The sequence below is a fragment of the Vibrio sp. Vb1980 genome, assembly GCF_033338615.1.
Classification (GTDB): Bacteria; Pseudomonadota; Gammaproteobacteria; order Enterobacterales; family Vibrionaceae; genus Vibrio; species Vibrio alginolyticus.
This window is the reverse complement of sequence record NZ_JAWOSZ010000006.1, coordinates 63,284-89,567: the sequence shown is the minus strand read 5'-3', so window position 1 is coordinate 89,567 and position 26,284 is coordinate 63,284. Positions and strand designations below refer to the sequence as shown.

Annotated in this window: 21 protein-coding genes; 10 read left to right on the top strand and 11 right to left on the bottom strand. The window is 43.9% G+C overall.

Annotated elements, in window-relative coordinates:
• Window positions 1–90: 90 nt before the first annotated feature.
• The gene (gene pyk / locus R7F64_RS11780; protein ID WP_262592385.1) at window positions 91–1,533 is read right to left on the bottom strand and encodes a pyruvate kinase; all 1,443 of its coding nucleotides are present in this window, start codon (window positions 1,531–1,533) and stop codon (window positions 91–93) included.
• Window positions 1,534–1,943: 410 nt separating this feature from the next.
• Between pyk and R7F64_RS11775 the strand changes: the two genes are divergently transcribed.
• Both R7F64_RS11775 and R7F64_RS11770 read left to right on the top strand, forming a co-directional pair.
• On the top strand, window positions 1,944–3,161 hold the full coding sequence (locus R7F64_RS11775; RefSeq protein WP_005385828.1) for an ROK family protein: 1,218 nt from the start codon (window positions 1,944–1,946) through the stop codon (window positions 3,159–3,161).
• 363 nt (window positions 3,162–3,524) lie between these two features.
• Window positions 3,525–4,478, top strand: coding sequence for a chemotaxis protein CheV (locus R7F64_RS11770; RefSeq protein ID WP_005372976.1), 954 nt, complete (start codon window positions 3,525–3,527; stop codon window positions 4,476–4,478).
• A gap of 72 nt (window positions 4,479–4,550) precedes the next feature.
• Here R7F64_RS11770 and R7F64_RS11765 read toward each other — a convergent pair whose 3' ends face one another.
• From R7F64_RS11765 to R7F64_RS11750, 4 genes are all read right to left on the bottom strand, one after another.
• Entirely contained in the window at window positions 4,551–7,625 is a 3,075-nt protein-coding gene (locus R7F64_RS11765; protein WP_318071715.1) for an error-prone DNA polymerase, read from the bottom strand.
• Between the two features lie 27 nt (window positions 7,626–7,652).
• The gene (locus R7F64_RS11760) at window positions 7,653–9,056 is read right to left on the bottom strand and encodes a Y-family DNA polymerase (RefSeq protein ID WP_258483840.1); all 1,404 of its coding nucleotides are present in this window, start codon (window positions 9,054–9,056) and stop codon (window positions 7,653–7,655) included.
• Window positions 9,057–9,060: 4 nt separating this feature from the next.
• Window positions 9,061–9,753, bottom strand: coding sequence for a translesion DNA synthesis-associated protein ImuA (gene imuA, locus R7F64_RS11755; RefSeq protein WP_005372979.1), 693 nt, complete (start codon window positions 9,751–9,753; stop codon window positions 9,061–9,063).
• Between the two features lie 129 nt (window positions 9,754–9,882).
• The gene (locus R7F64_RS11750; RefSeq protein ID WP_005372980.1) at window positions 9,883–10,629 is read right to left on the bottom strand and encodes a YciK family oxidoreductase; all 747 of its coding nucleotides are present in this window, start codon (window positions 10,627–10,629) and stop codon (window positions 9,883–9,885) included.
• A gap of 254 nt (window positions 10,630–10,883) precedes the next feature.
• Here R7F64_RS11750 and sohB point away from each other — a divergent pair, with 254 nt between their 5' ends.
• From sohB to R7F64_RS11710, 8 genes are all read left to right on the top strand, one after another.
• The gene (sohB, locus tag R7F64_RS11745; RefSeq protein WP_318071714.1) at window positions 10,884–11,945 is read left to right on the top strand and encodes a protease SohB; all 1,062 of its coding nucleotides are present in this window, start codon (window positions 10,884–10,886) and stop codon (window positions 11,943–11,945) included.
• A gap of 208 nt (window positions 11,946–12,153) precedes the next feature.
• Window positions 12,154–12,834 (top strand): (d)CMP kinase, encoded by a 681-nt coding sequence (gene cmk, locus R7F64_RS11740; protein ID WP_021033981.1) that lies wholly within the window; start codon window positions 12,154–12,156, stop codon window positions 12,832–12,834.
• Between the two features lie 110 nt (window positions 12,835–12,944).
• Window positions 12,945–14,615, top strand: coding sequence for a 30S ribosomal protein S1 (gene rpsA, locus R7F64_RS11735; RefSeq protein WP_005385817.1), 1,671 nt, complete (start codon window positions 12,945–12,947; stop codon window positions 14,613–14,615).
• 213 nt (window positions 14,616–14,828) lie between these two features.
• Window positions 14,829–15,110: an integration host factor subunit beta gene (ihfB, locus tag R7F64_RS11730; protein ID WP_005385816.1), complete on the top strand. Its 282-nt coding sequence runs from the start codon at window positions 14,829–14,831 to the stop codon at window positions 15,108–15,110.
• A gap of 269 nt (window positions 15,111–15,379) precedes the next feature.
• On the top strand, window positions 15,380–15,676 hold the full coding sequence (locus tag R7F64_RS11725; RefSeq protein WP_053304243.1) for a LapA family protein: 297 nt from the start codon (window positions 15,380–15,382) through the stop codon (window positions 15,674–15,676).
• Between the two features lie 18 nt (window positions 15,677–15,694).
• The gene (gene lapB / locus R7F64_RS11720) at window positions 15,695–16,870 is read left to right on the top strand and encodes a lipopolysaccharide assembly protein LapB (protein WP_005376665.1); all 1,176 of its coding nucleotides are present in this window, start codon (window positions 15,695–15,697) and stop codon (window positions 16,868–16,870) included.
• Window positions 16,871–16,954: 84 nt separating this feature from the next.
• Entirely contained in the window at window positions 16,955–17,656 is a 702-nt protein-coding gene (pyrF, locus tag R7F64_RS11715; RefSeq protein ID WP_017821659.1) for an orotidine-5'-phosphate decarboxylase, read from the top strand.
• Window positions 17,657–18,155: 499 nt separating this feature from the next.
• The gene (locus tag R7F64_RS11710; protein ID WP_017633867.1) at window positions 18,156–19,994 is read left to right on the top strand and encodes an extracellular solute-binding protein; all 1,839 of its coding nucleotides are present in this window, start codon (window positions 18,156–18,158) and stop codon (window positions 19,992–19,994) included.
• A 60-nt stretch (window positions 19,995–20,054) separates the two neighbouring features.
• On the opposite strand, the gene R7F64_RS11705 is transcribed toward R7F64_RS11710, so the two are convergent.
• From R7F64_RS11705 to R7F64_RS11680, 6 genes are all read right to left on the bottom strand, one after another.
• The gene (locus tag R7F64_RS11705; RefSeq protein WP_017821658.1) at window positions 20,055–20,294 is read right to left on the bottom strand and encodes a hypothetical protein; all 240 of its coding nucleotides are present in this window, start codon (window positions 20,292–20,294) and stop codon (window positions 20,055–20,057) included.
• Window positions 20,295–20,500: 206 nt separating this feature from the next.
• Entirely contained in the window at window positions 20,501–21,274 is a 774-nt protein-coding gene (locus R7F64_RS11700; protein WP_318071713.1) for a hypothetical protein, read from the bottom strand.
• Window positions 21,275–21,376: 102 nt separating this feature from the next.
• The gene (locus R7F64_RS11695; protein ID WP_017821657.1) at window positions 21,377–21,955 is read right to left on the bottom strand and encodes a membrane integrity-associated transporter subunit PqiC; all 579 of its coding nucleotides are present in this window, start codon (window positions 21,953–21,955) and stop codon (window positions 21,377–21,379) included.
• Complete coding sequence (gene pqiB / locus R7F64_RS11690; RefSeq protein WP_318071712.1) at window positions 21,955–23,601, bottom strand: intermembrane transport protein PqiB; 1,647 nt, start codon at window positions 23,599–23,601, stop codon at window positions 21,955–21,957. Before pqiB ends, R7F64_RS11695 begins: the two co-directional genes overlap by 1 nt.
• Complete coding sequence (locus tag R7F64_RS11685) at window positions 23,594–24,925, bottom strand: paraquat-inducible protein A (RefSeq protein ID WP_318071711.1); 1,332 nt, start codon at window positions 24,923–24,925, stop codon at window positions 23,594–23,596. The genes pqiB and R7F64_RS11685 overlap by 8 nt, the downstream gene beginning before the upstream one ends.
• Window positions 24,926–25,228: 303 nt before the next feature.
• Window positions 25,229–26,281 (bottom strand): c-type cytochrome, encoded by a 1,053-nt coding sequence (locus R7F64_RS11680; protein WP_017633872.1) that lies wholly within the window; start codon window positions 26,279–26,281, stop codon window positions 25,229–25,231.
• Between the last annotated feature and the right edge of the window lie 3 nt (window positions 26,282–26,284).

Below are 26,284 nucleotides of genomic sequence, written 5' to 3'. Positions count from 1 at the left end.
TGTGCGCAATATACAAAGCATATAAATAAGGCTCCATTTTCGGAGCCTTATTTGCGGGTTCTTGTGGTTAACTCCGGTTAGGTATAACGACTACGCTTGTAGAATGCGCATGCAGTTGGTTGAGCCCACAACATCCATTACATCGCCTTGAGTAATAATGACTAAATCACCTTTGTGCAAGAACCCTTGCTCTTTAAGGCTAGTAATCGCTGCTTGAGCCGTTGGTAAACCCGCATCACTTTTTGACTCGAAATATACAGGTGTCACGCCTCGGTATAATGCTGCTCGATTTAGTGTCGATTCATTCCGTGATAAGGCAAATATTGGCAAGCCAGAGCTTAAGCGAGACATCATCAACGCAGTCCTGCCGGACTCAGTTAACGAGATCATCGCTTTAATTCCTTCCATGTGATTCGCAGAGTACATGGTTGCCATTGCGATGGTTTCTTCAGCGGTTTCGAAGGTTCTATCTAAGCGATAGGTTGATAGACTTGCCTCCGACATTTTTTCTGCCCCCACACATACTTCGGCCATGGATTTGACCGTTTCTACAGGATATTTACCTGCAGCGGTCTCTCCAGAAAGCATCACCGCGTCAGTGCCGTCTAGAACCGCATTGGCCACATCCATCACTTCAGCACGCGTTGGCATTGGGCTAGTAATCATGGACTCCATCATTTGTGTCGCAGTAATCACGATACGGTTTAAACTGCGTGCGCGGCGAATCAGTTTTTTCTGGACACCTATGAGCTCAGGGTCACCGATTTCTACACCAAGGTCACCACGTGCAACCATCACTACATCGGATGCGAGAATAATGTCGTCAATAGACTCATTGGTCGCGACGGTTTCTGCTCGTTCGACTTTAGCCACTAACATGGCTTCAAGGCCTGCATCTCTGGCTAAGCGTCGAGCGTAATGCATGTCTTCGCCGTTACGCGGGAATGAAATAGCAAGGTAGTCTACTTGAATTGCTGCGGCGGTAAGAATGTCGGCTTTATCTTTCTCTGTGAGCGCATCGGCTGACAATCCGCCGCCTTTTTTGTTGATCCCTTTATTGTTGGACAGTGGACCACCGACAATCACACGGGTATGAACTTTATTACCCTCTACTTTGGTAACTTGCAGCTGAACGCGTCCATCATCGAGTAATAAAATGTCATTTGGTGAAACATCTTGCGGTAGTTCTTTATAATCTAACCCTACAGATTCTTGATTGCCTTCACCTTTTGGTAAATCACTATCTAATGTGAATTTATCGCCCACATTCAAAATGATTTGGCCGTCTTTAAACGTTGATACACGGATTTTAGGGCCTTGTAAGTCACCAAGAATTGCAACCTGACGCCCAAGTCTTGCTGCAATGGTACGGACTTTATTCGCACGTTGAATGTGGTCTTCACTGGTTCCATGTGAAAAATTCATACGGACAACGTTTGCACCGGCTTTGATGATCTCCTCAAGTATATTGTCCTTATCCGTTGAAGGACCCAGCGTAGTGACAATTTTTGTTCGTCTTAATTTGGAAGTCATAGATTCTCCGATGAATGTGTGTGTAAAGGTAACTTGAACTCTATCCTTACTTTACGCAGTCGCTCTCAAGGTTAGCCTCGTTGCTGAGCCCACACCTTAAAGCTACTTGAATATAAGTATATGCACAGAATGTTTACATTAAGAGTAACCCCGGTAAAACAGACAGATATTCGACAGGCAATGGCCTTATTGATAAAAATACGCTGCTTTAAAGGCATTACTTCATAATTTAGTGAATAAAAATAAGTTATTTTTCAAACAATTTAACAGGAGTAGATTCTTCGTTATTTGATTGAATACACAAACAAACAGGTTTATACGTGATGCTTGTCACGGGGATTTATTAATTCACTTCACAATTAGTTCGCAAAGTAAAAAAATTGTCCCGTTATAGAATTTCGGAGTGCAAGATGTACATGGCTCAACCGGGCCATATTGATCATATCAAACAGGTCAATGCTGGTCGTGTATATAAACTAATTGACCTAAAAGGTCCTATTTCTCGAATTGATTTGTCCAAGCAGAGTGAGCTTGCTCCTGCTAGTATCACCAAAATCACTCGAGAATTAATTGAAGCGCACTTGATTCATGAAACGACAGTACAAGAAGCGACGAGTCGTGGTCGACCTGCTGTCGGTTTGCAGGTCAATAATGAAGGCTGGCAATTTTTGTCAATGCGTTTGGGGCGGGGTTATTTAACCATTGCTTTGCATGAGTTAGGCGGTGATGTACTGATCGATACTAAAATCGAGATACACGAGCTTGATCAAGACGATGTGCTTGAGCGCCTGCTTTACGAAATTGATGAATTCTTTCAGACTTACGCGGATCAACTTGATCGTGTTACCAGTATTGCCCTTACGCTGCCTGGTCTCGTGAACTCAGAGCAAGGTGTCGTTTTGCAGATGCCTCATTACAATGTCGAAAATCTTGCTCTTGGACCAGAGATATACAAAGCAACGGGCTTGCCAGTTTTCATTGCCAATGACACGCGAGCTTGGGCATTAGCAGAAAAGCTTTTTGGTCATTCTCAAGATAATGACAACTCCGTTCTTATCTCTATCCACCACGGTTTAGGTGCGGGCATCATTCTGGATGGGCGCGTTTTGCAAGGCCGTCACGGTAACATTGGTGAACTCGGGCATATTCAAATTGACCCAAATGGAAAACGTTGTCATTGCGGCAATATTGGCTGTTTGGAAACCGTTGCCAGTTCTCAAGCAATTCGTGAAGAAGTCGTAAGACGAATCGCTGATGGCGAAGACTCTATTCTTGCTAAACAAGAAGAAATGAGTATTGAGAGCATTTGTGAAGCCGCTGCAAACGGTGATCCTTTGGCCGTCGATGTGATTGAAAAACTTGGACGCTACTTAGGCTCTGCAATTGCTATTGTGATCAACTTATTTAACCCTGAGAAAATCTTGATCGGTGGTGTGATTAACCAAGCAAAAGATGTGCTTTATCCTGCGGTTCGTCGCTGTATCGAAGAGCAGAGTTTACCTGTTTATCACCAAGATCTTGAGCTGGTGGAGTCTCGTTTCTATAAGCAAGCCACAATGCCTGGTGCCGCGTTGATTAAGCAAGCGTTGTACGATGGTCAACTATTGATGAAGGTTGTGGAAGGTTAAGTACTTTTTAACATGATGATGTGCCTGGCTGTTGAGACTGCATTGGTAGGTGATTTAGGGTGAGACTTAACGGCTCACCCTTTTTGATCGCCTATTACTAGAAAGGGAATTTGAGTTATGTTGCATTGCTATATCTGCGCCATTCATGTAATTTCCTAAAAAGCTCAAGTAAATAAACAAAATGGCTTTCAATGTGCTGCGTGACTTTGCGTCTGATGCAAAGAGAAGTAATACGCTAAAACTGTTGTACTTTAAAGCTGTGCTCGAAAAGCCAAATATATTAAGGTTATTTGGTTATATAACCTTGCTGTGTCTGTACTGCTTTCGAGTAAAATAAGAATTATCCATAATTTAGGTAGTAGTATGTCCGGAGTGTTAAATACGGTTGACCAGCGTACAAACTTGGTTGGTGAAAATCGACTAGAGCTTCTGCTGTTCACTTTAAATAGTCGCCAATTATTTGCGATTAATGTGTTCAAAGTGAAAGAGGTCATCAAGCTTCCACCGTTAACCAAGCTCCCTGGATCGCACTACAATATTCGTGGGGTTGCTTCTCTACGAGGTGAAGCGGTACCAGTGATTGATTTACGAGGCGCAATTGGTTTTCCTGCTTTACGTGGTGAAGCGGAAGAAGAAAATTTGATCGTGACAGAGTACAACCGCACGGTGCAGGGCTTCTTAGTCGGTCCGGTTAAAAACATTATTAATACGGCATGGACTGAAATTCAGCCGCCTCCTTCTACGTCTGGTCGCTCGAATTACCTCACGGCTATCACGCAAATCAAAGAGGGGGATGCCTCTCAAATTGTCGAAATTATTGACGTTGAAAAAGTTTTAGCAGAGATCGTGCATTACGACGTGACTATTTCGGAGGACATTCTCGATCAAGAATTGGCCCAAGCAATGGTCGGGCGTAATGTTCTGATTGTAGATGATTCCTCTACAGCTCGTAATCAAGTTCGCGATACGCTTTCTCAATTGGGTATGAATATCATCGAGTGTCGTGACGGGCTAGAGGCGCTAACGGTTTTAAAACGTTGGTGTGATGAAGGTAAAGATGTAGAAAAAGAGCTGTTGATGATGATTACGGATGCTGAAATGCCTGAAATGGACGGTTATAAACTGACCCATGAAGTGCGCCAAGATCCACGTATGTCTAAGTTGTTTATCACATTGAACACTTCTCTGAGCGGTAGTTTTAATGAAGCCATGGTGCAAAAAGTAGGCTGTGATCGCTTTATATCTAAATTCCAACCGGATCTGCTGGTTGAAGTTGCTCAAGACCGATTACGCCAGATGCTTTCTAAAAGTGCATGATTAGATCTAGTGAAATCAGAGGGAGCGCACCTCTCTCTGATTTTTAACATCTCTCTCCTTAATTCCTCTGTACTAATGGAAATCCCGAGATTTACTTTGTAGATTGTTCAAGTAGTGCGTGCAATCAATCAACTTACCAGCAATAACGTGCGTGACTTCTCCCTCTCTTTCAAGAATGCCTTTCACCATTAATACTTTAGCGCCTAAATACGCTTGCTTTTGGGCTCGTGCTGTCGCTTGCCAAACGACCACATTAATGTTGCCCGTGTCATCTTCTAACGTAAAAAATGTCACGCCAGCGGCGGTGCCTGGAGATTGTCTTCCTGTTACCACACCTACCACTGTGACCAGTGACTTATGCGGTTTCTCTGTCAGTTGCCTCATGCGGGTAAAGTGAGGGAGTTTGCCCGTTTCTTCTAATAATTTAATTGGATGGCGGCTAAGAGATAGTCCCGTGCTTGCGTAATCCTCAACTAAATTTTCATATTCAGAGGGTCGAGTCTGGTAGCTAACATTGGGTTCTTCGACCTTGTGAAACAATGGTAGGTCAGATAAGGAATCCATTGCTGCCCAGCGAGCGTTATAACGATTTCCCGATAAGGCCTGAAATGCATTGGCTGAAGCCAATAATTCAATGTCACTTCGGCTTCTTAATACCTGCTTTACTTCTTGAATCGATCGGTAACCATTAAGTGGTTTGCGCTCAATAAGCCTTTGTGCGCTTTCTGCGTTAAAGCCTTTCACCAAGCGAAAACCAAGTTGCACGCCGAGCCTGCCATTCGGACGTGAGACGAGATGATGTTGATATTTTGAATGATTGACGCACACCGGCAATACTTCGACGCCATGTCGGCGAGCATCTTGTACTAATTGCGATGGGCTATAAAATCCCATTGGTTGGCTGTTCAACAATGCAGTGTAAAATTCGGCTGGGTAATAATATTTTAACCATGCAGAACAATATGCCAGCACTGCGAAAGACGCTGAATGACTTTCAGGGAAGCCGTACTCACCAAAGCCGCAAATCTGATCGAAAATGCGCTCAGCAAACGCTAAGTCATAACCTCTCTCTTGCATACCATTGATCAGTTTTGGTCTGAATTTAGCGAGATCGCCATTCTTTTTCCATGATGCCATCGCTCGACGGAGTTGATCGGCCTCGCCGCCGCTAAACCCTGCGGCTACCATGGCTAGCTTGATGACTTGCTCTTGGAAAATAGGGACGCCCATAGTCCGCTCAAGAACGCTTTTTACTTCTTCCGATGGATAACTGACAGGCTCTTTGTGATCTCGTCGTTTTAAAAAAGGATGCACCATATCACCCTGAATAGGGCCTGGACGAACAATTGCAATTTGAATCACTAAGTCGTAATAACAAGCAGGCTTTAGGCGAGGAAGCATGCTCATTTGTGCACGAGATTCAATTTGGAATACGCCTATCGTGTCAGCTTTTTGGATCATGCGGTACACGTGTGGATCATCTTGTCGGCGAGTGATCTCGGAAATCGAGAGGGATCGCTGGTGATGTTTCTCGACCAGTTGAAAGCACTTTTTGATGGCGTTTAACATGCCGAGTGCGAGCACATCGACTTTTAGTAGCTTCAAGCTTTCTAAATCGTCTTTATCCCATTGAATGATAGTGCGATCTTCCATCGAGGCATTTTCAACAGGAACCAACTCATATAAAGGGCCAGATGAAATTACAAAGCCACCTACGTGCTGAGATAAATGGCGTGGGAAGCCAATGATCTCGTTGACCAATTGGAGGAACTGCTGCCCTTTGAGAGATTCTGGTTGTAAGCCCAGTTCAATAATTTGAGCTTGCCAGCCTTGGCTGCGATCTCGGCGATTAACGTTCTTAATGAAAAAATCCAATTGGGTCTCTTCAATCCCTAGTGCTTTACCGACTTCACGCACGGCACTTTTAAAGCGATAGCTGATCACTGTTGCAGCAAGTGCTGCACGCTCACGGCCATATTTTTTGTAAATATACTGGATAACTTCTTTACGGCGCTCGTGTTCAAAGTCCACATCAATATCCGGCGGTTCCTTACGTTCTTTATTGATAAATCGTTCGAATAAGACAGCGATTTGCCGAGGATCGACGGCGGTAATTTCCAGGCAATAACACACCACAGAGTTTGCAGCGGAACCCCGCCCTTGGTAAAGAATGCCTTGCTGTTTCGCGAACATTACGATGTCGTGAATAGTAAGGAAGTAGTAGTGGTATTTCAGCTCTTGAATAAGCGCCAGTTCATTCTCGATGGTTTGATTGACTTCTGCTGGCACGCCTTCAGGAAAACGCAGCTTTTTACCGCGCTCGACCAACATACGTAAGTAAGAGTCGGGTGTATAACCATCTGGGATCAGCTCGGTAGGATATTCGTATTTTAAATCTGAGAGCTTAAACTCGCATAAATCGGCGATGTAAGTGCTTTCTTCCAGCCATTCTGGTTTGTAAATCCGAATCAACTTTTTAAAAGGACGAAGCGCTCGCTCTGTATTCGAAATACGATCAAAACCGAGTTTATCGACGCTACACCCATGCTTTATAGCAGTAAGTACATGCTGTAATGGCAAGCGTTCAACATCATGCATGAGAACGCCTCCGCAGGCAGTTATAGGTAATTGAAATTCATGTGCTAACTGCTCGCAGTGCGCAATGTATTCAGTATCGTTGTTACTCAAATGGCGCTGAATCGCTACCCACAAACGATTAGCGTGGTGTTGATTGAGCCAGCGCCCCCAATAGTGATCACTCTCTTGATGTGTGGGCAGCCACAATACCAAACAATGTCGAACCGACATCAAATCCCATTCGAACAGTTGATAGTTGCCTTTTTCACTGCGTCTCCTTGCGTTTGTGATGATACGACACAACTCGGCATAAGCCTTGCGACAAGGGCAAAGCAGTACGATTTGGCATTCATCATTTAACCAAAACATACTTCCAACGATTTGTTTGATATCGAGTTTATGTTGTTCGATGGTCGCATGGGCTTTGACAACGCCCGCGACTGAACATTCATCCGTTATAGCTAGAGCTTGATAGCGATAGAAAGCAGCTTGGAGTACCAGCTCTTCTGCATGAGAAGCCCCAGTCAAAAAAGAGAAGTTAGACTGACAAAATAGTTCCGCGTAACTCATAATGACCCAACAAAAATAACTGTCGATTTAACAAAAATAGCCATGAAGAAACCAGTGCTTGTGCTGATCGCGAAATATCCATAACCAGCGGCCTTGCTTGGTGTGTGCAATGTAGTAATCACGCATGATCTCATCACCATCCCACCACCCAGAAACTATTCGCTCAGGTCCGTGGACCAAAGAAACTTGCTCTTGCAATACAATGGGAGTCGGTAATTGCATTGCGGGGCGTAGTATGGATGGTATGGCGTGCCCCTTTTCATCCGGAGCATCAGCAGGGCGATACTGACTGGCCTTTTCTGGTCTAGGATCGCAAGCAATATTGGGTTTTAAAACGGCACTTTTTCCCAATTTAGCTTGCAGTAAAGAAAGCAACTCTAAAGCATTCATGTTTCCTTTCTGCCCAGCAAAGAGATCGCGTGATGCACTAAGAGGCTCACCTTGACGGATGACTTTTAACGTTAGCCCTGTGACTGGGCCATTAAGCGAGAGTGACTCTAAGCTCAAACTCGCTAACTGTTGCCAACGCTGACATAGGTAATCACCTTGCGCAGAAGTGAGTTGAAGGTGTTGCTCTTGTTTCTCACGCTGGTGGAGTGTTAAACACAGTTCAAAAGCGACCTTATCTCTTAATTTAAGAAAGATTTCGAGTTGACGAAGTAATTTGGCCAACGGCTTTTCAATCCACTGAACGTTTTCGATCTCAAACAACAGCTCTAAATAAACTTGGAAGGATTCGGTAGGGTGATAAAAGTCGACAGGGTGTTTAAACTGCCCAGTCAGTCGACCAACGTAGTTCACCAAATCGATATCAAAGCGTCGTGCGATGTCTTGCAATGGCAGTTCAAGCAGGTTTTGCAATGTGGTGACACCTACACGTTGTAACTTCTCTACGGTAGCGTTTGATAAATCTGTCAGTGTTAACGGTATTGGTGATAAGGCTTTTTGTATGGCAGATTTGTCTTCGCTGATGACGTTCGCTCCTGATAATGCCATCAATTTGGCAGCAAAAGGCGAAAAACCACATCCGAATTGAAAACTCAGTTTCAGCTCCGATAAGTGAGCTCTGACTTTGTTCCAATAGTTTTCAAACCCTTCATACAGAGCGAGCATTGGAGTAGCACGCAGCAAAATACCTTGGTTTGGCATCAACACAACGTCAGATGTGATCAAATACAGCCATTGAGCAATTTCTTGTAACTTGCTCCATTCGGTGTGCGGATGATAAGGATGCACTTGTAAATCTCGACACAAGGACGCAGCACTGCCTAGGCCCATACCTGGCTTAGTGCCTTGTTGTTCGGCAATCTCGTTGTATTGAATAATCTGGCAACGTTGGCTTTCGACAATCACCACGGGTTGTTCTTGGTTATCACCAAAGAGTGCGTCTAGCTGCAGGCGAGGGAAGTGCAAGTAAATCCACAGAGCCATATCACTAACCTTGGTTCGCCAGTGGGAAATTGACCACAGTCGAGTGCACAGTTTCAGATGATGGTTTCACCAGTTGCGGGTAATGGTGTTGGAATCCGATACTAACGCTACCTCTATTCCAGCCTCCTTTCCTTTTCAGCACTTCAACATGAATCCCTTGCTCGTCGCCTTTCAGTTTTAAACTGAGTGACACAGGCAAAGACAAGCGGTTGATAGTATCTGTTTTAAGCATAAAGAGAGGGCAAGTACCTTGTTCACTCGCTACCTGTAAGCGTTTCACTTGATGTATTTCAAGCTCTTCTTGCCATAACAAAACATTACTGCATACCCCACTTTTCAGACATTGCTCTGCAGCCCAAAGAGCGTCTTTGGGGTGAGTTGGAGTAACGACCCACACTTGGTTTATATCCAACCCGATGTAGTGTAAAAACAGAGAATTCACTAGCGCAGGTGGTTGAATAAATGCGGTCATACCATTGGTCTGAGTGGCTTTTAAATAGGGAGCGAGCAAACGCAATTCACCAATACTACCAATAGATTCCATCTCCACTACGCCATGAGGTGGAAAGCCTCCGCCGAGCAAATCATCTAATTCAGAAAAACCGGAACTAGTCTGCAACTGCTGAGGATCTGCTTTCGTTAAATTTGCTTGCCAAACAAGGTGTTGGCTTTTTAAGTTCTGAATAATATCTTGCATAATAAACGCCTGTATATATGTACAGTATATTTCTGTGGGAGAAAGTCGCAAGATTTTTATGAAGAGAGAAATGAAAAAAGGCAGCGTTTGCTGCCTTTTCAATCGATTATGTGAGGTAACCTGAATGAGTTATTTACGCTTCGGTTGAGCGTCGATGCACTGACCGTTCACATCGGTAACCGCAGGATCCATTAAGTGCAAATATAGCGGCATGATATCCAGTGGCGTTTTGAGAGTATTCGCATCTTCACCCGGATATGCTTTTTCACGCATGCGAGTACGAGTGGCACCAGGGTTAATTGCGTTAACGCGGATCGGTGTATCACTCAGCTCGTCAGCCAAAACTTGCATCATGCCTTCTACGGCAAATTTAGAGATAGCGTATGGCCCCCAGAATGCGCGGCCAGAGTGGCCGACGGTTGAAGAGGTAAAGATAATACGCCCAGCTTCTGATTTACGCATCACAGGCAGTAGTGCTTGAGTCATTAGCACTTCGGCTTTCACGTTGATCTGCATGATATCGTCGAAGTCTTCCTCTTTGATTTGATCAAATGGACACAGCGAACTCAAGACACCTGCGTTGTGTAATAGACCATCCAAGCGACCAAACTGTCCTTCGATTGTCTCTGCCATATCAATGTAATTCTGCTGAGTTGCGCCCTTGAGATCCAATGGAATGATAGCTGCTTGTGGATAGCCAGCAGCTTCAATCTCATCATAGATAGATTCAAGGTTTTGCACATTTCTACCCAAGAGAATAACAGTTGCACCGTGCTCGGCATAAGAAAGCGCGGCTTGACGGCCGATGCCATTACCAGCGCCAGTAACAAGAATGACTTTACCTTTTAGAGCATCAGCTGAAACGGAGTAGTTCACGGCGATAAATCCTTATTATTGTAAGAGGGTCCATGATAGTTAATTGACGCTAAAAAACGCCTGTTTCTCAATGGAAAATCTTGGTAATCGTGACAAGATGGTTACAATACACCAATTCATGTGTTATACCAATTCCAGAACTTTCGTTAGGTATGCTATCAATCAGAACAAGTGGTTACAAACCGCGCTGCCTTCTCGCTGATGTTTCTGCGTAACATACTAACGTCATCTGAAATGAGATAAAGGAGCTCTCGTTGGAATTTTTATTAGATTATGGTCTGTTTCTGGCCAAAATTATCACGGTGGTTGCTGCGATAATTGTTCTGCTCATTATTGCAAAATCGGCTGGTGGCAAATCGGGTGCGGCGAAAGGGGAGTTAGAGATTACCAACCTTTCAGAGCAACACAAACAATCTGTTGAGCAGTTAGAGCATCATTTGCATGACGATGCTTTCATCAAGGCTCGAGATAAAGCCGTCAAGAAAGAAGAAAAAGAGAAGAACAAATCTCGCGAGAAAGAAATCAAACAAGCGAGCAAAGACGGTTCATTAGATAGCAAGCGTGAACCACACCTATTTGTTCTTGATTTCAACGGTAGCATAGACGCAAAAGAAGTCGCGTCTCTACGTGAAGAAATCACCGCTATTTTGGCTGTCGCACGTGAAGGTGATGAAGTGTTACTTCGCTTAGAGTCTGGCGGTGGTATGGTTCATGGTTACGGCCTTGCCTCTTCTCAACTGGACCGAATCAAAGCTGCGGGTCTTCCTCTGACCATCTCTGTTGACAAAGTTGCGGCAAGTGGTGGTTACATGATGGCATGTGTAGCAGATAAGATTGTTTCTGCACCATTTGCAATTGTGGGGTCTATTGGCGTTATCGCACAAATTCCTAACTTCAACAAACTGTTGAAGAAACATGACATTGAGTACGAACAACTAACAGCGGGTGAATATAAGCGCACGCTAACGATGTTCGGTGAGAATACCGATAAAGCGCGCGATAAGTTTAAGCAAGAACTTGAAGAAACACATGCCTTGTTTAAAGACTTCATTCGTGAGCGTCGCCCTAGTTTGGACCTAGACAAAGTAGCCACTGGTGAGCACTGGTTCGGTACACAAGCGAAAGAGCTTGGTTTGGTGGATGACATTAGTACATCTGATGATATCGTTGTTGCAGCATGCAAAGATAAAACTGTACTTTCTGTGCATTATGTACAAAAGAAAAAACTGGCCGACAAGCTAGCAGGTGTGGCGGGTAAAGTCGCTGATAGTGTGATTTTAAAGTTAGCTGAGCGTGGTCAAAAGCCGATTGTTTAATCGAGCTTAAGTTCATGGCATTTAAAACGGCGAGGGCAGAAGCTCTCGCCGTTTTTGTTGAACTTTATGTTTATTGATGAATCCAATTACGCATTAGGTGTAATGCTTTACACGACATTTTTCCTCGCTCCAAAGACTGATTACCCGTATAATGTGCGCCTCGAAAACCGAGCAAATTGCTGAAAAGAAACTATTGGTGGAGAAGAACATGTCCTCTCAAACTCCGGTTGTAACCGTAGATGGACCTAGTGGTGCAGGTAAAGGCACTTTATGTATGTTGCTGGCGAAAAAGTTGGGTTTCCAACTCTTAGATTCTGGCGCAATTTATCGTGTACTTGCACTCGCTGCGATTCACCACGGTGTCGACACCGAGTCAGAAGATGCTCTTGTCCCACTAGCAACACACCTAGACGTTCAATTTATCGCGGAAGGTGACTTAGTTAAGGTCATTCTAGAAGGCGAAGATGTGTCAGGGGAGCTTCGTAAAGAAGAAACGGGTATGGCAGCATCTAAAGTTGCGGCTTTGCCACGTGTTCGTGAAGCATTACTACGTCGTCAGCGTGCATTTGAGACCGCTCCGGGTCTGGTTGCTGATGGTCGTGATATGGGCACAATTGTATTCCCGAGTGCGCAAGCAAAAATCTTCCTTGATGCGAGTGCTGAAGAGCGTGCAAATCGACGCCTTAAACAGTTGCAAGAGAAAGGGTTAGATGTTAGATTTGCTGACCTTTTAAGCGAGATCCAAGAGCGTGACGACCGAGATCGTAACCGCCCAGTGGCGCCATTACGCCCTGCTGAGGATGCGCTTGTGCTAGATTCTACGTCGATGACTATCGACGAAGTAGTAGAAAAGGCACTACAATATATCGAATCGAAGCTAGCTGAGTAATAATACTCGACTAGGCTAAGAGCGTTGGTCGCAAGGATGATGACTGGCGAATTTAATAACCCCATGCGGTAGGATACCCGTGGAAGTTTAATTTATTGAAGATTAATTAAATGACTGAATCTTTTGCTCAACTCTTTGAAGAGTTTCTAAACGAAACAGAATTCCAACAAGGCAGCATCGTTAAAGGTACTGTAGTAGCTATCGAGAACGGTTTCGTTCTTGTTGACGCTGGTCTTAAGTCTGAATCTGCTATCCCTGCTGAACAGTTCAAGAACGCTGCTGGCGAACTTGAAGTTGAAGTTGGCGCTGAAGTAGACGTAGCTCTAGACGCTGTTGAAGATGGTTTCGGTGAAACTCAACTTTCTCGTGAGAAAGCTAAGCGTCACGAAGCTTGGATCGTACTTGAGAAAGCTTACGAAGAAGCTGAAACTGTTGTTGGTATCATCAACGGTAAAGTTAAAGGCGGTTTCACTGTTGAACTAAACGGTATCCGTGCTTTCCTTCCTGGCTCTCTAGTAGACGTACGTCCAATCCGCGACACTGCTCACCTAGAAAACAAAGAGCTAGAGTTCAAAGTTATCAAACTTGACCAAAAACGTAACAACGTAGTTGTTTCACGTCGTGCAGTTATCGAATCAGAGAACAGCGTTGAGCGTGACGAGCTTCTAGAAACTCTACAAGAAGGTTCTGAAGTTAAAGGTATCGTTAAGAACCTTACTGACTACGGTGCGTTCGTTGACCTAGGTGGCGTTGACGGTCTTCTACATATCACTGATATGGCTTGGAAGCGCGTTAAGCACCCATCTGAAATCGTTAACGTTGGTGACGAGATCCAAGTTAAAGTTCTTAAGTTCGACCGTGAGCGTACTCGCGTATCACTAGGTCTTAAGCAACTAGGCGAAGATCCATGGGTAGCAATCGCTAAGCGTTACCCAGAAGGTCACAAACTAACTGGTCGCGTAACTAACCTAACTGACTACGGCTGCTTCGTTGAAATCGAAGAAGGCGTTGAAGGTCTAGTTCACGTTTCAGAAATGGATTGGACTAACAAGAACATCCACCCTTCTAAAGTTGTTAATGTTGGCGACGAAGTTGAGGTTATGGTTCTTGAAATCGACGAAGAACGTCGTCGTATCTCTCTAGGTCTGAAACAGTGTAAAGCTAACCCATGGCAGTCATTCGCTGAAGCACAAGCTAAAGGCGACAAAGTTACTGGTAAGATCAAGTCTATCACTGACTTCGGTATCTTCATCGGTCTAGAAGGCGGCATCGACGGTCTAGTTCACCTATCTGACATTTCTTGGAATGTTGCTGGCGAAGAAGCTGTACGTGAGTACAAGAAAGGCGACGAGATCTCTGCAGTTGTTCTAGCAGTAGACGCTGAGCGTGAGCGCATCTCTCTAGGCATCAAGCAAATGGAAAATGACCCATTCAATGCTTACGTTGCTGACAACAAGAAAGGTGTTCTAGTTAACGCTACTGTAACTGCTGTTGACGCTAAAGGCGCTACTGTTGAAATCGCAGAAGGCGTTGAAGGTTACATCCGTGCTTCTGAAGTATCACGCGATCGCGTAGAAGATGCTTCTCTAATCCTAAGCGCTGGTGATGTTGTTGAAGCGAAGTTCACAGGTGTAGACCGTAAGAACCGCGTAATCAACCTATCTATCAAAGCTAAAGACGAAGCTGACGAGCAAGAAGCAATGGCATCTATCAACAAGCAAGATGACAATGCATTCGGTAACGCAATGGCTGACGCTTTCAAAGCTGCTAAAGGCGAATAATATACTCGCTTAAGCAAAAAAGGAGCCGCAAGGCTCCTTTTTTATATTTGGTCATATTTAAGTAGTAATACTAATGACAGTAAACTATCTTAATAAAAGGCATTTCTTCATTGCGCATTTTGCATAAAATTTGTCTAGAATTGTCAGCAAGTGTTTGTTGGAATTAGTATTACTTACTATAATAAGTGATAAAGATACTCAAAGAGGGCAACTATGACTAAGTCTGAACTGATTGAAAGACTCTGCGCTGAGCAAACACACTTATCAGCGAAAGAGGTAGAGGATGCTGTAAAAGATATTTTAGAGCACATGGCCTCTACACTAGAGAGCGGTGACCGTATCGAGATCCGTGGCTTTGGTAGTTTTTCTCTTCATTACCGCGAGCCTCGCGTAGGTCGTAACCCTAAAACGGGCGATAAAGTGGAATTGGAAGGTAAATACGTTCCACATTTCAAACCTGGTAAAGAACTTCGTGAGCGTGTAAATATTGGTTAATGCACTCTTATTAGTTTGAAAAAAGCGGCATACGTTTGTGTATGCCGCTTTTTTGTAATGTATCCAAGTTAGTCATACATCCAAGATCGTTTACTAATCTAATTGTGGATTCAGCTGTTTTCTATACCCAAATAACTTTAACTTCTAAGCATGTCTACAAACTAAGCATCTTGAGGTTACTTGGGTATAGATTATTGCTAATATACGTAGTCTGAAGAAGCATTTTCCTGCATAATCTTACCGACTTACTCCTAGAAGGGTGATGTAACATGAAAATTATAAAAATCGTTGCTGTTTTAGCTCTCTTTTTAATTGCATTGGCGTTAGGTTCCCAAAACCAAGAGCTCGTGACTTTTAACTATCTTCTAGCAAAAGGAGAGTTCCACTTATCTACGCTATTAGGTGTAGTATTTGTGGTTGGCTTTGCTTTAGCGTGGGTTACCTTTGGTAGCATCCAACTGAAAACTCAGCTACAGGTCCGTCGTTTAAAGAAAAAACTGAAAAAGTACGAACCAACTGAATCAAACAACGCTGCTGATAAGCCAGCCATTGAAAAACAGGCATAAGGATAAGGCTTAACTTTAATGCTTGAACTACTCTTCTTGTTGTTGCCTATAGCTGCTGCGTATGGCTGGTATATGGGGCATCGCAGCGCTCAGCAAGACAAGCAGAAGCAATCTCATCAAATCTCTCGTCAGTATATGACGGGTCTTAATCTGTTGCTCTCTGACCAATCAGATAAGGCTGTCGATCACTTTATTGAATTGCTCCAAGTTGATAACGAGACCATCGATACTCACCTTGCGTTGGGTAACCTGTTCCGGTCTCGTGGTGAAGTCGACCGCGCAATCAGAATTCACCAAAATCTTATTTCTCGTTCAGGCTTAACACTGGACCAAAAGAACCTCGCCCTTCAACAGTTAGCGAAAGACTACATGGTCTCAGGTTTTCTTGATCGTGCAGAGAAAATCTTCGAACAGTTAGTCGAAGAGCCAGATTACAAAGAGGCGGCTCTTCAACAATTAGTGACCATTTATCAGCAAACACGAGAATGGGAAAAGGCGATTTATTACGCGAACCAATTGGCTAAGTTAGGTAATAAACGCTCAAGGATGCGTGCAAATATTGCCCATTTTTGGTGTGAAATAGCCATGCTCGACCAAGCTGATGGGAATACTAATAAGGCAATACAGCATTTTAAAAAAGCGTTAGCGGAAGACCCGAAGTGTGTTCGAGCAAGTATTGCTTTGGGACGAATTTATCTAGAGTCTGAAGACTATAAGCACACCATCAAATATCTGACAGGGGTACTTGAGCAAGATAAAGACTTTATCAGTGATGTCTTGCCAACTATTGCAGAATGCTATCATCATCTGGGTCAGGAAGATGAACTTGTCGAGTTTCTGCGAGCTTGTATTGATAAGAAAGCTGGCGTATCAGCCGAGTTGATGTTGGCTCAATTAGTTGCTCATCACGAGAACGTTGGGGCTGCTCAAGAGTTACTGACGAAACAATTGCTGAAAAACCCAACCATGAAGGGCTTCTACCGTTTAATTGACTACCACATTGCAGAAGCAGAAGATGGTCGAGCGAAAGACAGCCTATCAACACTACAAGCGATGGTGGGTGAACAGTTAAAAGTGAAACCACATTACCGATGCCGGAAGTGTGGATTTTCTACCCATTCCCTTTATTGGCATTGTCCGTCCTGTAAAGGATGGGGGACGATCAAGCCAATCCGCGGATTGGATGGTGAATAATTCTTAATGCAGCTGGCAGAGTTTCTGTCCGCTGCATTTTTTTAACTTTTTATTTAATAAGAACCAAAACAGTTAGGAGATGAAATGATCGACCAAAAAGTTATTGTCGCACTGGATTATGATAACCAAGCAGATGCACTTGCGTTTGTAGATAGAATTGATCCTGCGTCATGCCGACTAAAAGTTGGCAAGGAGATGTTTACGCTATTTGGTCCTGATTTTGTACGTGAACTCCATAAACGTGGTTTCTCGGTATTCCTAGATTTAAAATTTCACGATATTCCAAACACCTGTTCGAAAGCAGTTCGCGCTGCGGCTGAAATGGGTGTATGGATGGTGAACGTACACGCGAGCGGTGGTGAGCGTATGATGACGGCATCACGTGAAATTCTTGAGCCATATGGTAAAGATCGTCCACTTCTTATCGGTGTAACGGTACTAACCAGTATGGAACAAAGTGATTTAGCTGGTATTGGTTTGAATGTTGCGCCTCAGGAGCAAGTGATTCGTCTAGCAACCTTGACCAAAAACGCGGGCTTAGATGGTGTCGTATGTTCAGCGCAAGAGTCCTCACTACTGAAGAGCGAACTAGGCCAAGAATTTAAATTAGTGACCCCTGGTATTCGACCTGCTGGTTCAGAACAAGGTGACCAACGCCGTATCATGACGCCAGTAGACGCTATCCAATCAGGTTCAGATTATCTTGTGATTGGTCGCCCTATCACTCAAGCGTCAAATCCTGCAGAAGTGCTGAAGTCGATCAATGAGAGCTTATCTAAAATGTAAGCACTGTCTCGATTGTATGGAGAAAAGTGAGGCTAAGATGCCTCACTTTTTATATCGAATGAAAATACTGATCGCGGTAAACAACCATTCCTTTTAACCAGCTATGTCTGATCATTTACTCGCTGTAACTGGTATATCGGGGCCAATTGAGATAAAGGTTCTGCGGTTTATTCTGAGTAAAGTAGGGCTTGGTACTATGCTGATCACACTTTTGTAACATAGCTCACTGTGATGCCTCGAAAATGCAATCATGTGTTATTGATGGCTTGCGTTACAAATATCTAAAGAATACTATGGCGAAGATGCATTCACTGCGTTGTAAGGTCTAGGATGACCTAGTGAAACTCTTTGAAATTAATATAGAAGCTGGCAGGACGTCACTTCATATTACGTTCCTATTATTTCCTATCTGCGTATTTTAAATCGCAGCTTTCTGTGAGCTTTCACACGCTGTCTTCCTTGTTACGACCTTAGTGCGCAAACACAACAAGGAAGAAACATGACTAAAAAACTGCCATTTTCAGTACTAGCAACACTGACCGCTGCCAGTTTTCAACTGAGTGCGGCAGAATTGCCAGCTGATATCGAATGGATTTCAAACAACAACGAACCTCTATTTGCCTCTGAAGAAGCGGTACGAGGTGGCACCTATCGCACTTACATTCAGAGCTTTCCGCAAACATTACGAAGTGTTGGTCCAGATGCGAACTCAGGTTTGCGCCAATACTTAATGGATGGTTCACCAAAACTGGCTCAGCGTCATCCAAATACTGGCAAATGGATCCCTCAACTTGCTAAGTCATGGGCATTTGGAGAAGACAACAAAACCGTATTCTTTAAACTCGACGAAACGGCCGAGTGGTCAGATGGTGAAAAAATTACAGCAGATGATTACGTCTTTATGATGAAGTACTACACGTCAAAAGACATTATCGACCCGTGGTACAACGACTTCTTCACAAACAGTATTGTGAGTGTTGAAAAAATTGATGACTACACGATCAAAGTCAATCTTGCTGTAGCTCAAAGTCATGACTCACTTATGGTTATGATTAACATGCCAAGTAATGGTTTTCAGCCTCGTCCTGAACACTTCTTTGAAGGAGAAAAGGACGCAAATAACGATGGCATGCCTGATAACTTCGTCAGAAAGTTTAACTTTAAATCTGAGCCAACCGCAGCGCCTTACTACATTGATCAAGTGAAGAAAGGTAAGAGCGTAACATTCAAACATGTCGGTGAAGATTGGTGGGGATACAACAACCGCTACTATAAAAACCGTTATAACGTTGAAAAGGTTCGCATTAAGGTGATTCGCGATCCTGATATTGCCATGAAGCACTTTGAGAAAGGCAACTTAGACTACTTTGAGATGGTGCTACCAAGCTTTTGGCATGACAAGACCAATAGTGATGTGTACAAAAAAGGCTATATCCAAAAGTACTGGGGCTTTAACGAAGCACCGCAAGGAGCTGGTGGTCTTTGGATGAACACAGCGATGCCGATGTTGGATAACCTAGAAGTGCGTAAAGGTGTTATGGCAGCCACTGACTATGACGGCATGATTGAAAACATCATGCGTGGAGATTATTCACGTAAACCGCATGGACTCGGCTTTGGTCATGGCGAATACGATGATCCTAACAATACACCGCCAAAGTTTGATGCTGATGCGGCGGTTAAACACTTCGAAAAAGCGGGCTTTGACAAAGTGGGCGCAGATGGTATTCGTGTTAACGACAAGGGCCAACGCTTGAGCTTTGCTATCACCTACGGATACAACTCTTGGACACCGCGTATTGCATACCTGAAAGAGCAAGCGAAACTTGCTGGTCTTGAGTTCACGTTAAACTTGGTGGATGGCTCATCTGCGTTTAAATACATTCTTGAGAAAAAGCATCAGCTAGCGTTTTTGAATATGGGCTCTGGTGAGATCCCTGCGTATTGGGAATACCTACACTCGGATAATGCAAATCGACCACAAACGAATGCTCACACCAACTACAGCAGCCCTGAGCTAGACAAGTTAATTGAAGCGTATGATTCTGAGTTTGATCAGGAGAAGCGTTACGACTTGTCGCATCAAATCCAAAACTATGTCAGCAAAGCGAATATCATCGTTCCTGGCTACATGGTGCCTTATTCTCGAGTTGCTCATTGGCGCTGGGTTAAAATTCCTAAAAACGGCATGACAAAAGCGACAGAATGGGTGCTTCATCCAATGGATATCGGTAATTTCTGGATTGATAACCAAGTAAAAGAAGAGACAGAAGAAGCGATGGACGAGGGTAAAACCTTCCCAGAATTAACGGTAATTGATGATCGTTACAAATTGTAAATCAGTAGTTTAGATAGAAAATGATAGCCCCGGTAATGAATTTTATCGGGGCTTTCTTTTTTACTTAACAAGGTAAGACACTTCTAAAAGGTAGGTTTTTGCATCACCAAGCAAAGAGAACGCTTTATCGATGGTTTTAAATCGATCATCAAGCGAGTCGCTGGATATCAGCTGGCTGAATGTTTGCAACGAGAAAGCTTCGTTTGCTTTGAAGAACTGATGTACGTTTTCAAGCTGCACTTTATGAATATGCTCCACCTTATTTAGGGCGGTGGTTAAATCGGAAATGTTAATCGACATTGCTACTCGGGAACCTTATCAACAAGACCTATATGAGGTCATAGAGTGGGGTTTTATATTTTGCGACAGAGAGTAACACCGAAGAGCAATTTATAGTCTGATGAAGATCAATTTGCCTTATTTAAGCATCTGTAACGCGGCACTAGACGTGTACCTAGAGCTAGTACACGTTACAACGCTTGAATATAGGCTAGGGTTTCACCTGATCAAAAGTAAAAGCCAAGTCCGACTAAAAGCCCTTGAGAAGCCGTATCATATTCAAATACCTCTTCATTTTTGTAATCGACCCAGGTCGACTTGTAAGCTAAGTTGAGATCAGACCATTCGTTAAAGCGATAACGAACACCAGTTTGAATGGCATAAGTGAAGTGAGTATCGTTGCCAAGTCCGGCGTCGATACTGGCATGAAATCGCCAGTTTTCACTCAATTCATCAATGAGTCGCAAGCCAACTAAAAAATCGACCCAATCTTCTTGTAATGACAGTCTATCTTCTAGTACCCGGTTGTCATTACGATACAGCTTGCCGGTGATGTCATTGTCCCACCAACGTAATCCAAACATATAATCCAGTTTACCAAATGAATATTGTTCGCGTTGGAATGCCTTTGCTTCTAGAACACTTTGCCGTATTTCGATGTCCGCACGATAACGAGCGTTAGGCAGAGCGCCCTTGATATTATTAACATCACCACTTAAGTTCATGAAACTATAATCTATGTAGTAGCCCCACTTACTTTGGTAAATACTCTCGAATCGCAACATCGCCCCAATATCGAGGTGGTCTACGATGAACTTAGGATCGACATCCACCTCTGATGAAAAGCGACCAATACTGGTATCCCCGTGGATATTCAGTCCTAGCATGTACACTTCTATGCTATTTCGCCAACGAGATTCTTGTGTCTCAGCTGAGAGCGCTACTGATGTAGGTAATACAAGAATGAGTGAGGAGAGTGATAGCAGGTTACATGGTTTCATCCAATTTCCTTTTCGGCTTTTCGTCAGCTTTCAGCTTAGTAGAAGTCGCTACACTCTGCATAAAAAAGGGAAGCAACTTGCTTCCCTGTAATTAACATTGACTTAGAGTTGTTTGGCAATGTCTGAGGTTAGGCTTTCTAAGCCTATGGATAAAGCGTTGACGAGCGCTTCATAGCCCTCATCTTGAAGCGGCTGAGAGATTTGTATTGGCGCGCTGTTTTCTACCTTACCTTCGGCATTAATGAGTAACCATTCCCCCTCAATTTCGATATTACCTTTGTAGCTGCCATTAAATTTATTTAACGTAAGCTGGAGTTTGGCTTCACCGCTTTGATCCAACAGATTATTCATTTCAGTCGGCCAGTAATGACTTTGCTTGTGACGTAGTTCCGCGACGACTCTCTGAGTGATTTGCTCAGAAATACTGTGCGCCCATTGATTGTGCTTCGCCTGAATAACTTGGGTCTCAGAGGTTCGATAAACAATGCCATTATCATTCAAATAACTCGCCAATGTCACTGGACGAACAACTAAAGTTGGGCGCTGAGCGATATCAGAAGAGCTCAGCGTCACTGGTTCCGCCTTAGGTAGAAGGTACATAGCTCCTTTAGTTTGCGGAGCGCTACTGCAACCCGTTAGACCGACAAATAGCGCGATAGACAGAAAGAATACTCGTTTCATTAGTTTTTGCCTTTAACTGGTATTGGGTCACTGATTTCATCTTCTCCAAACACGAGAGAGTTTGGCTTTTCGTTTAGCTGTTTAAGTACGGGTTTAAACTCTGTCATTACGCTTTCTAATTCTTTTAGCGTGGCTTCCATTTCGCTGTACATGGTTGAGTTGGGCCCATAACCATCGAGTGTTTTTTGTAATTGCTGTAAGCTTTGGCGAATATCTGTTGGGATCTCTTGCGTCTCTTTTTGATTCAAAAGTTTATCAATACTGTCCGCCACGCGTTCTGCTGAAGCTAACGTTTTTTCGGACGTTTTTAACGTTGAATTGAGAGAGTCTAGTGTTTCTTCCATTGGTAAGTTATTAATCTTATTTAGGAAGTCGTTCACTTGGCGCTGAACCTGCGCAAAACCACCACGCATGGTTGGGAAAACATCTAAATCAGCAAACTTACTCGGTACGTAAGGCTCGTCGTTTGGATAGAAGTCGGCGTCAACATACAGTGCGCCTGTTAATAAGTTACCTGTTTTTAAAGTACCACGTAGGCCTTTAGCAAACTCACTCTTCAATTTATCTTTTAACATTGGTAAAGATTGGGATTGGAAATCGCCATAAACACGGCCGAGCTCGATTCGTACCAATACAGGGATTTTTTTCGCAGAAAAGTTCTCTTCTGGGGTTGGAAGTCGCATTGGTACACGCATCACAGTACCAATTCTCAAGCCTCGATATTCGACAGGTGCCTTACGTTTAAGTCCTCGTACCGATTCATCAAAAAGCATAACGAATTCAATATAATCATCGTACATGCCTTCTCGAAGTTGTTTAATATCATCGTACAAGCGGAAGTTGACCATATTTTCAGTGAGCTGTTCACCGGATTCAAGACCTGGAACGGTATCGAAGGTAACACCACCCGTTAGCATGCTCTCTAATGAGCCAAACTTGACTTCGAACCCTTCAGCGTTGAGCTGTAAATCTACGCCAGAATTCAGCCAGAACTTGGTACGAGTGCGCACTAAGCTGTCATAAGGCTTGAAAATAAAGAGTTGGTATAACGCTTTGCGAGTGTCAACATCAAAGCTGGTTTTCTCTACACGACCAACCGTAAAGCCTTTATAAATGACGGGGTCACCAACGCCTAGCTTACCAGCCTCGCGGTGTGTTAACACAAGGCGTAACCCCTCTGCATCAGGAGAGGCGGCTGGGGGAACATCTAAGACCGTAAAGCGCTCTTTCTCTATCTTAGATTTACCCGGCTGAAGTTGGATATAAGCGCCAGAGAGCAAGGTCTCTAAACCTGAAACGCCATCACGGCCAATACGAGGCTTCACAACCCAAAACATGGTGTCATCTCGCAGCATGCGTTCTGCATCCTTGTTCATTTGTGCCTTAGCGATGATGTGATCGTAATTTTCACTGAGAGTGACTTCAGTAATCAGTCCGACTTTTACATTCAATGCTCGGATTTCGGTTTTGCCAACCTCAATCCCATCTGCGGTTGGCAGTTGGAGAGTAATTTGTGGGCCTGTACTGTTGATATATTGGAACAGCATCCACGCTCCCATGGCTAGCGCAAGGATCGGGACAATCCATATCGCAGAAATCTGCTTTTGCGGTTTTATTTGAGCGGTTACGTTGTTCTCATCACTCATATTTGGCTTTCTCGTTTAAGTTGTCAGAAATCGGCTCCTGCACTTCGTTTTGTGGCAATTGCCACAACAAACGTGAGTCAAATATCATTGCAGAAAGCATAGTAAAAATGACCACTGCCGCGAAAGAGAGCGCAGCAGGACCTGGATAAATCGCCATTAAGTTTTGCAGCTGAACCAGTGCAACTAAGATCGCGACGACGAAGATATCGATCATGGACCAACGGCCAATAAACTCAGTTATGCGGTAGATCTTTAAGCGTGAAATACTCTCTTCGTGCGGAATATATCGCGCTTTTTGCGCATTGTAATACAGCCACGCGAGTGCCAGCATTTTCGCCATTGGAATAAATACGCTAGCAAAGAAAATTACCATCGCAATAGGGTAAGAACCTAAATGCCAAAGCAATATTACCCCCTCCATGATAGTCGAACCTTCTGCATGTCCAAGACTTACGGTGTACATCATAGGGTAGAGGTTTGCAGGGATATAGAAAATGACTGAAGCAAACAAAAGCGCCCAAGCTTTTTGTAAGTTGTCTGCGGGGTTGTATTTGTGAATAGGGCTTTTACAACGAATGCAGTGTTGGTGTTTTTTAGCTTCAATAGGGTTGAGCTGGTGACACGTATGACAACCAATATGGTTGTGGTTATGGTGCGTATCACCCTCTTTTACATTAGATAGCTCGATAGCTGGAATAAAGTGCCCCCAGAGCCAGCTTTTGTCGACCATTGATATGCATTTGACTACCAGAACGGTATATACACAAAACGCCCAGAATGAAGTGCCCATTCCTATGTCTGCGAGGGAAGCGATTTTAATTAAGCTGACCAACACGCCAATCAAAAAGACATCCACCATTAACCAGGGTTCGACTCGAAACAGAAGACGGCATAAAACTTTTGCCATTCGTTGCTGCTTTCTAGAGGGGGTATGTTTACGTGCTTTTAATGCTTCAAGGTGAAGAAAGAGAATGAGACCAACATAGATTGCAGGCAAAACGATAACTGTTGCGAGTAGCAGCACACCCAAAAGCACATTTTGAAACTCAGCCAGCATTTTGGCAGCGTGCAACAAGGTGATTTCTTGCGACAACCCTTGCACGCTGAACGACATAAAAGGGAAAGAAATGCTTAGCACTAACATGATCAAACATGCCGATGATATGGCGATCACGCTTTGGTAAGGCTTGGCATTCACTTTAGTCAGCGAATGCGAACATCGAGGACATTGTGCTTTTTGCCCCTGTTCGATATCGGGAATGCGAACAACAAGGCCGCACTCTTCGCATGAAATTAACTGACGGGAATTAGGTTGAATACTCATCGGGTAGGTTTTAGATTCATTTGCTTTAAGAATACTCTTTTTTCACTAGGCACGCTTGTTTTGATTCAGGAGTTTACGAGTTTCTTACTTTTGGCATTAGAGGATATGGGAGATCTAAGACATAAACGAAGTCGCGTTTGGTACAAGATTTTACGGCGAAGATGAGTATGTTGGAAGTCGAAAATAATGTGATATTGCTTGTCTGTGGAGGGGGGTAATTACTTGTTTTTAAGGGTAAGTAACCCTGCCCAGATAATCAGAGCAGGGAAAAAGAGCATTTTATTTAAGGTACTTAGTTGTACTTTACTTGACCGTTCCGCTCTTAAAGGCATTGGAGCCGACTTGCGTACCGTTGAGCGTTTTGCCGTAATAGCCTTGGTGCTGGTGATATTTCTCCGCGTTTGCGGTGACATTGCCTTTGAATCGAGGATCTTGTGGACGCTCATGGCTGTTGACGTATGCTGCGACATCCCAAGCTTCTTGCTCTGTCAGCTGTACACTTTTACCAAGCGGCATGTTTTCGTAAATAAAATAGGCCGCTGTGTTAATCCGGTGCATACCTGCGCCCCAGTTATACGCATATTCGCCCCAAAGTGGTGGAATGTATGAATGGTCGTTGGTGTCTTTGATGCCTGAACCGTCGGCGCGATGGCAAGTTTCACAGTTCTTTTCGTAGACCAATGCGCCTCGCTCTATTGATGGTTCTTTCTCAGGGGCGGCGATTTTTGGGTAGCCACGCCCAGAGAGATTACCTCGCTTTTCAACTGGTAATGCTTGTGCGATGGCTTCAGGCAACGGAAAGTCTTTTGCTTTTCCACCAATTTGCAACGCTTTTGCGTCTAGCTCTGGGATGGGTTCATCCGTCATACCATGTTTGTCAAGCAAGCCGCCCATCGCTAACCAGTAGGCGTAAGCACTAAGGGCAACAATTTCTGTCGAATCGTAAGCGGGCGCTTTACCGTTCATGGAATACTCGAAACAACCTTGGATACGGTCAGCATAGCTGTTTACGCGATCGTTTTTCTTACGATATGCCGGGTATGCCATGTAAGCTGCCCACAGTGGCGCAGCGTTTGCTTTTCGTCCTGCCTCCATATGGCAGTTCACACAGTTTTGTTCGTTGCCAACGTATTTTCCGCGCATTTGTTGTGAGTTAACAAAGAGCGAGTAACCGCGTTTTACTTGCTCACCAAATGCGGTGTTTGGGATTGTGCTGAGATCACGCGGTTTTAAGTATTCACCGTGATTTTCTTTTTCTATCGCAGGTAGCTCTTTCTGGCGGTCCGGTAATGGATCGTTAGCTAGTACGAGCGTAGAAATGAAAGGCAGTGCGAACAAAGAATAGAAACGTTTCATGAC

Excerpts from the sequence above, each read along its gene's own strand:
- lapB (WP_005376665.1), top strand. The coding sequence starts at position 15,695 with ATGCTTGAACTACTCTTCTTGTTGTTGCCTATAGCTGCTGCGTATGGC.
- R7F64_RS11710 (WP_017633867.1), top strand. The coding sequence starts at position 18,156 with ATGACTAAAAAACTGCCATTTTCAGTACTAGCAACACTGACCGCTGCC.
- R7F64_RS11705 (WP_017821658.1), bottom strand. The coding sequence starts at position 20,294 with ATGTCGATTAACATTTCCGATTTAACCACCGCCCTAAATAAGGTGGAG.
- R7F64_RS11700 (WP_318071713.1), bottom strand. The coding sequence starts at position 21,274 with ATGAAACCATGTAACCTGCTATCACTCTCCTCACTCATTCTTGTATTA.
- R7F64_RS11765 (WP_318071715.1), bottom strand. The coding sequence starts at position 7,625 with ATGAGTTACGCGGAACTATTTTGTCAGTCTAACTTCTCTTTTTTGACT.
- imuA (WP_005372979.1), bottom strand. The coding sequence starts at position 9,753 with ATGCAAGATATTATTCAGAACTTAAAAAGCCAACACCTTGTTTGGCAA.
- R7F64_RS11760 (WP_258483840.1), bottom strand. The coding sequence starts at position 9,056 with ATGGCTCTGTGGATTTACTTGCACTTCCCTCGCCTGCAGCTAGACGCA.
- R7F64_RS11725 (WP_053304243.1), top strand. The coding sequence starts at position 15,380 with ATGAAAATTATAAAAATCGTTGCTGTTTTAGCTCTCTTTTTAATTGCA.
- pqiB (WP_318071712.1), bottom strand. The coding sequence starts at position 23,601 with ATGAGTGATGAGAACAACGTAACCGCTCAAATAAAACCGCAAAAGCAG.
- R7F64_RS11685 (WP_318071711.1), bottom strand. The coding sequence starts at position 24,925 with ATGAGTATTCAACCTAATTCCCGTCAGTTAATTTCATGCGAAGAGTGC.
- R7F64_RS11680 (WP_017633872.1), bottom strand. The coding sequence starts at position 26,281 with ATGAAACGTTTCTATTCTTTGTTCGCACTGCCTTTCATTTCTACGCTC.
- rpsA (WP_005385817.1), top strand. The coding sequence starts at position 12,945 with ATGACTGAATCTTTTGCTCAACTCTTTGAAGAGTTTCTAAACGAAACA.
- R7F64_RS11770 (WP_005372976.1), top strand. The coding sequence starts at position 3,525 with ATGTCCGGAGTGTTAAATACGGTTGACCAGCGTACAAACTTGGTTGGT.
- pyrF (WP_017821659.1), top strand. The coding sequence starts at position 16,955 with ATGATCGACCAAAAAGTTATTGTCGCACTGGATTATGATAACCAAGCA.
- ihfB (WP_005385816.1), top strand. The coding sequence starts at position 14,829 with ATGACTAAGTCTGAACTGATTGAAAGACTCTGCGCTGAGCAAACACAC.
- R7F64_RS11695 (WP_017821657.1), bottom strand. The coding sequence starts at position 21,955 with ATGAAACGAGTATTCTTTCTGTCTATCGCGCTATTTGTCGGTCTAACG.
- cmk (WP_021033981.1), top strand. The coding sequence starts at position 12,154 with ATGTCCTCTCAAACTCCGGTTGTAACCGTAGATGGACCTAGTGGTGCA.
- pyk (WP_262592385.1), bottom strand. The coding sequence starts at position 1,533 with ATGACTTCCAAATTAAGACGAACAAAAATTGTCACTACGCTGGGTCCT.
- R7F64_RS11775 (WP_005385828.1), top strand. The coding sequence starts at position 1,944 with ATGTACATGGCTCAACCGGGCCATATTGATCATATCAAACAGGTCAAT.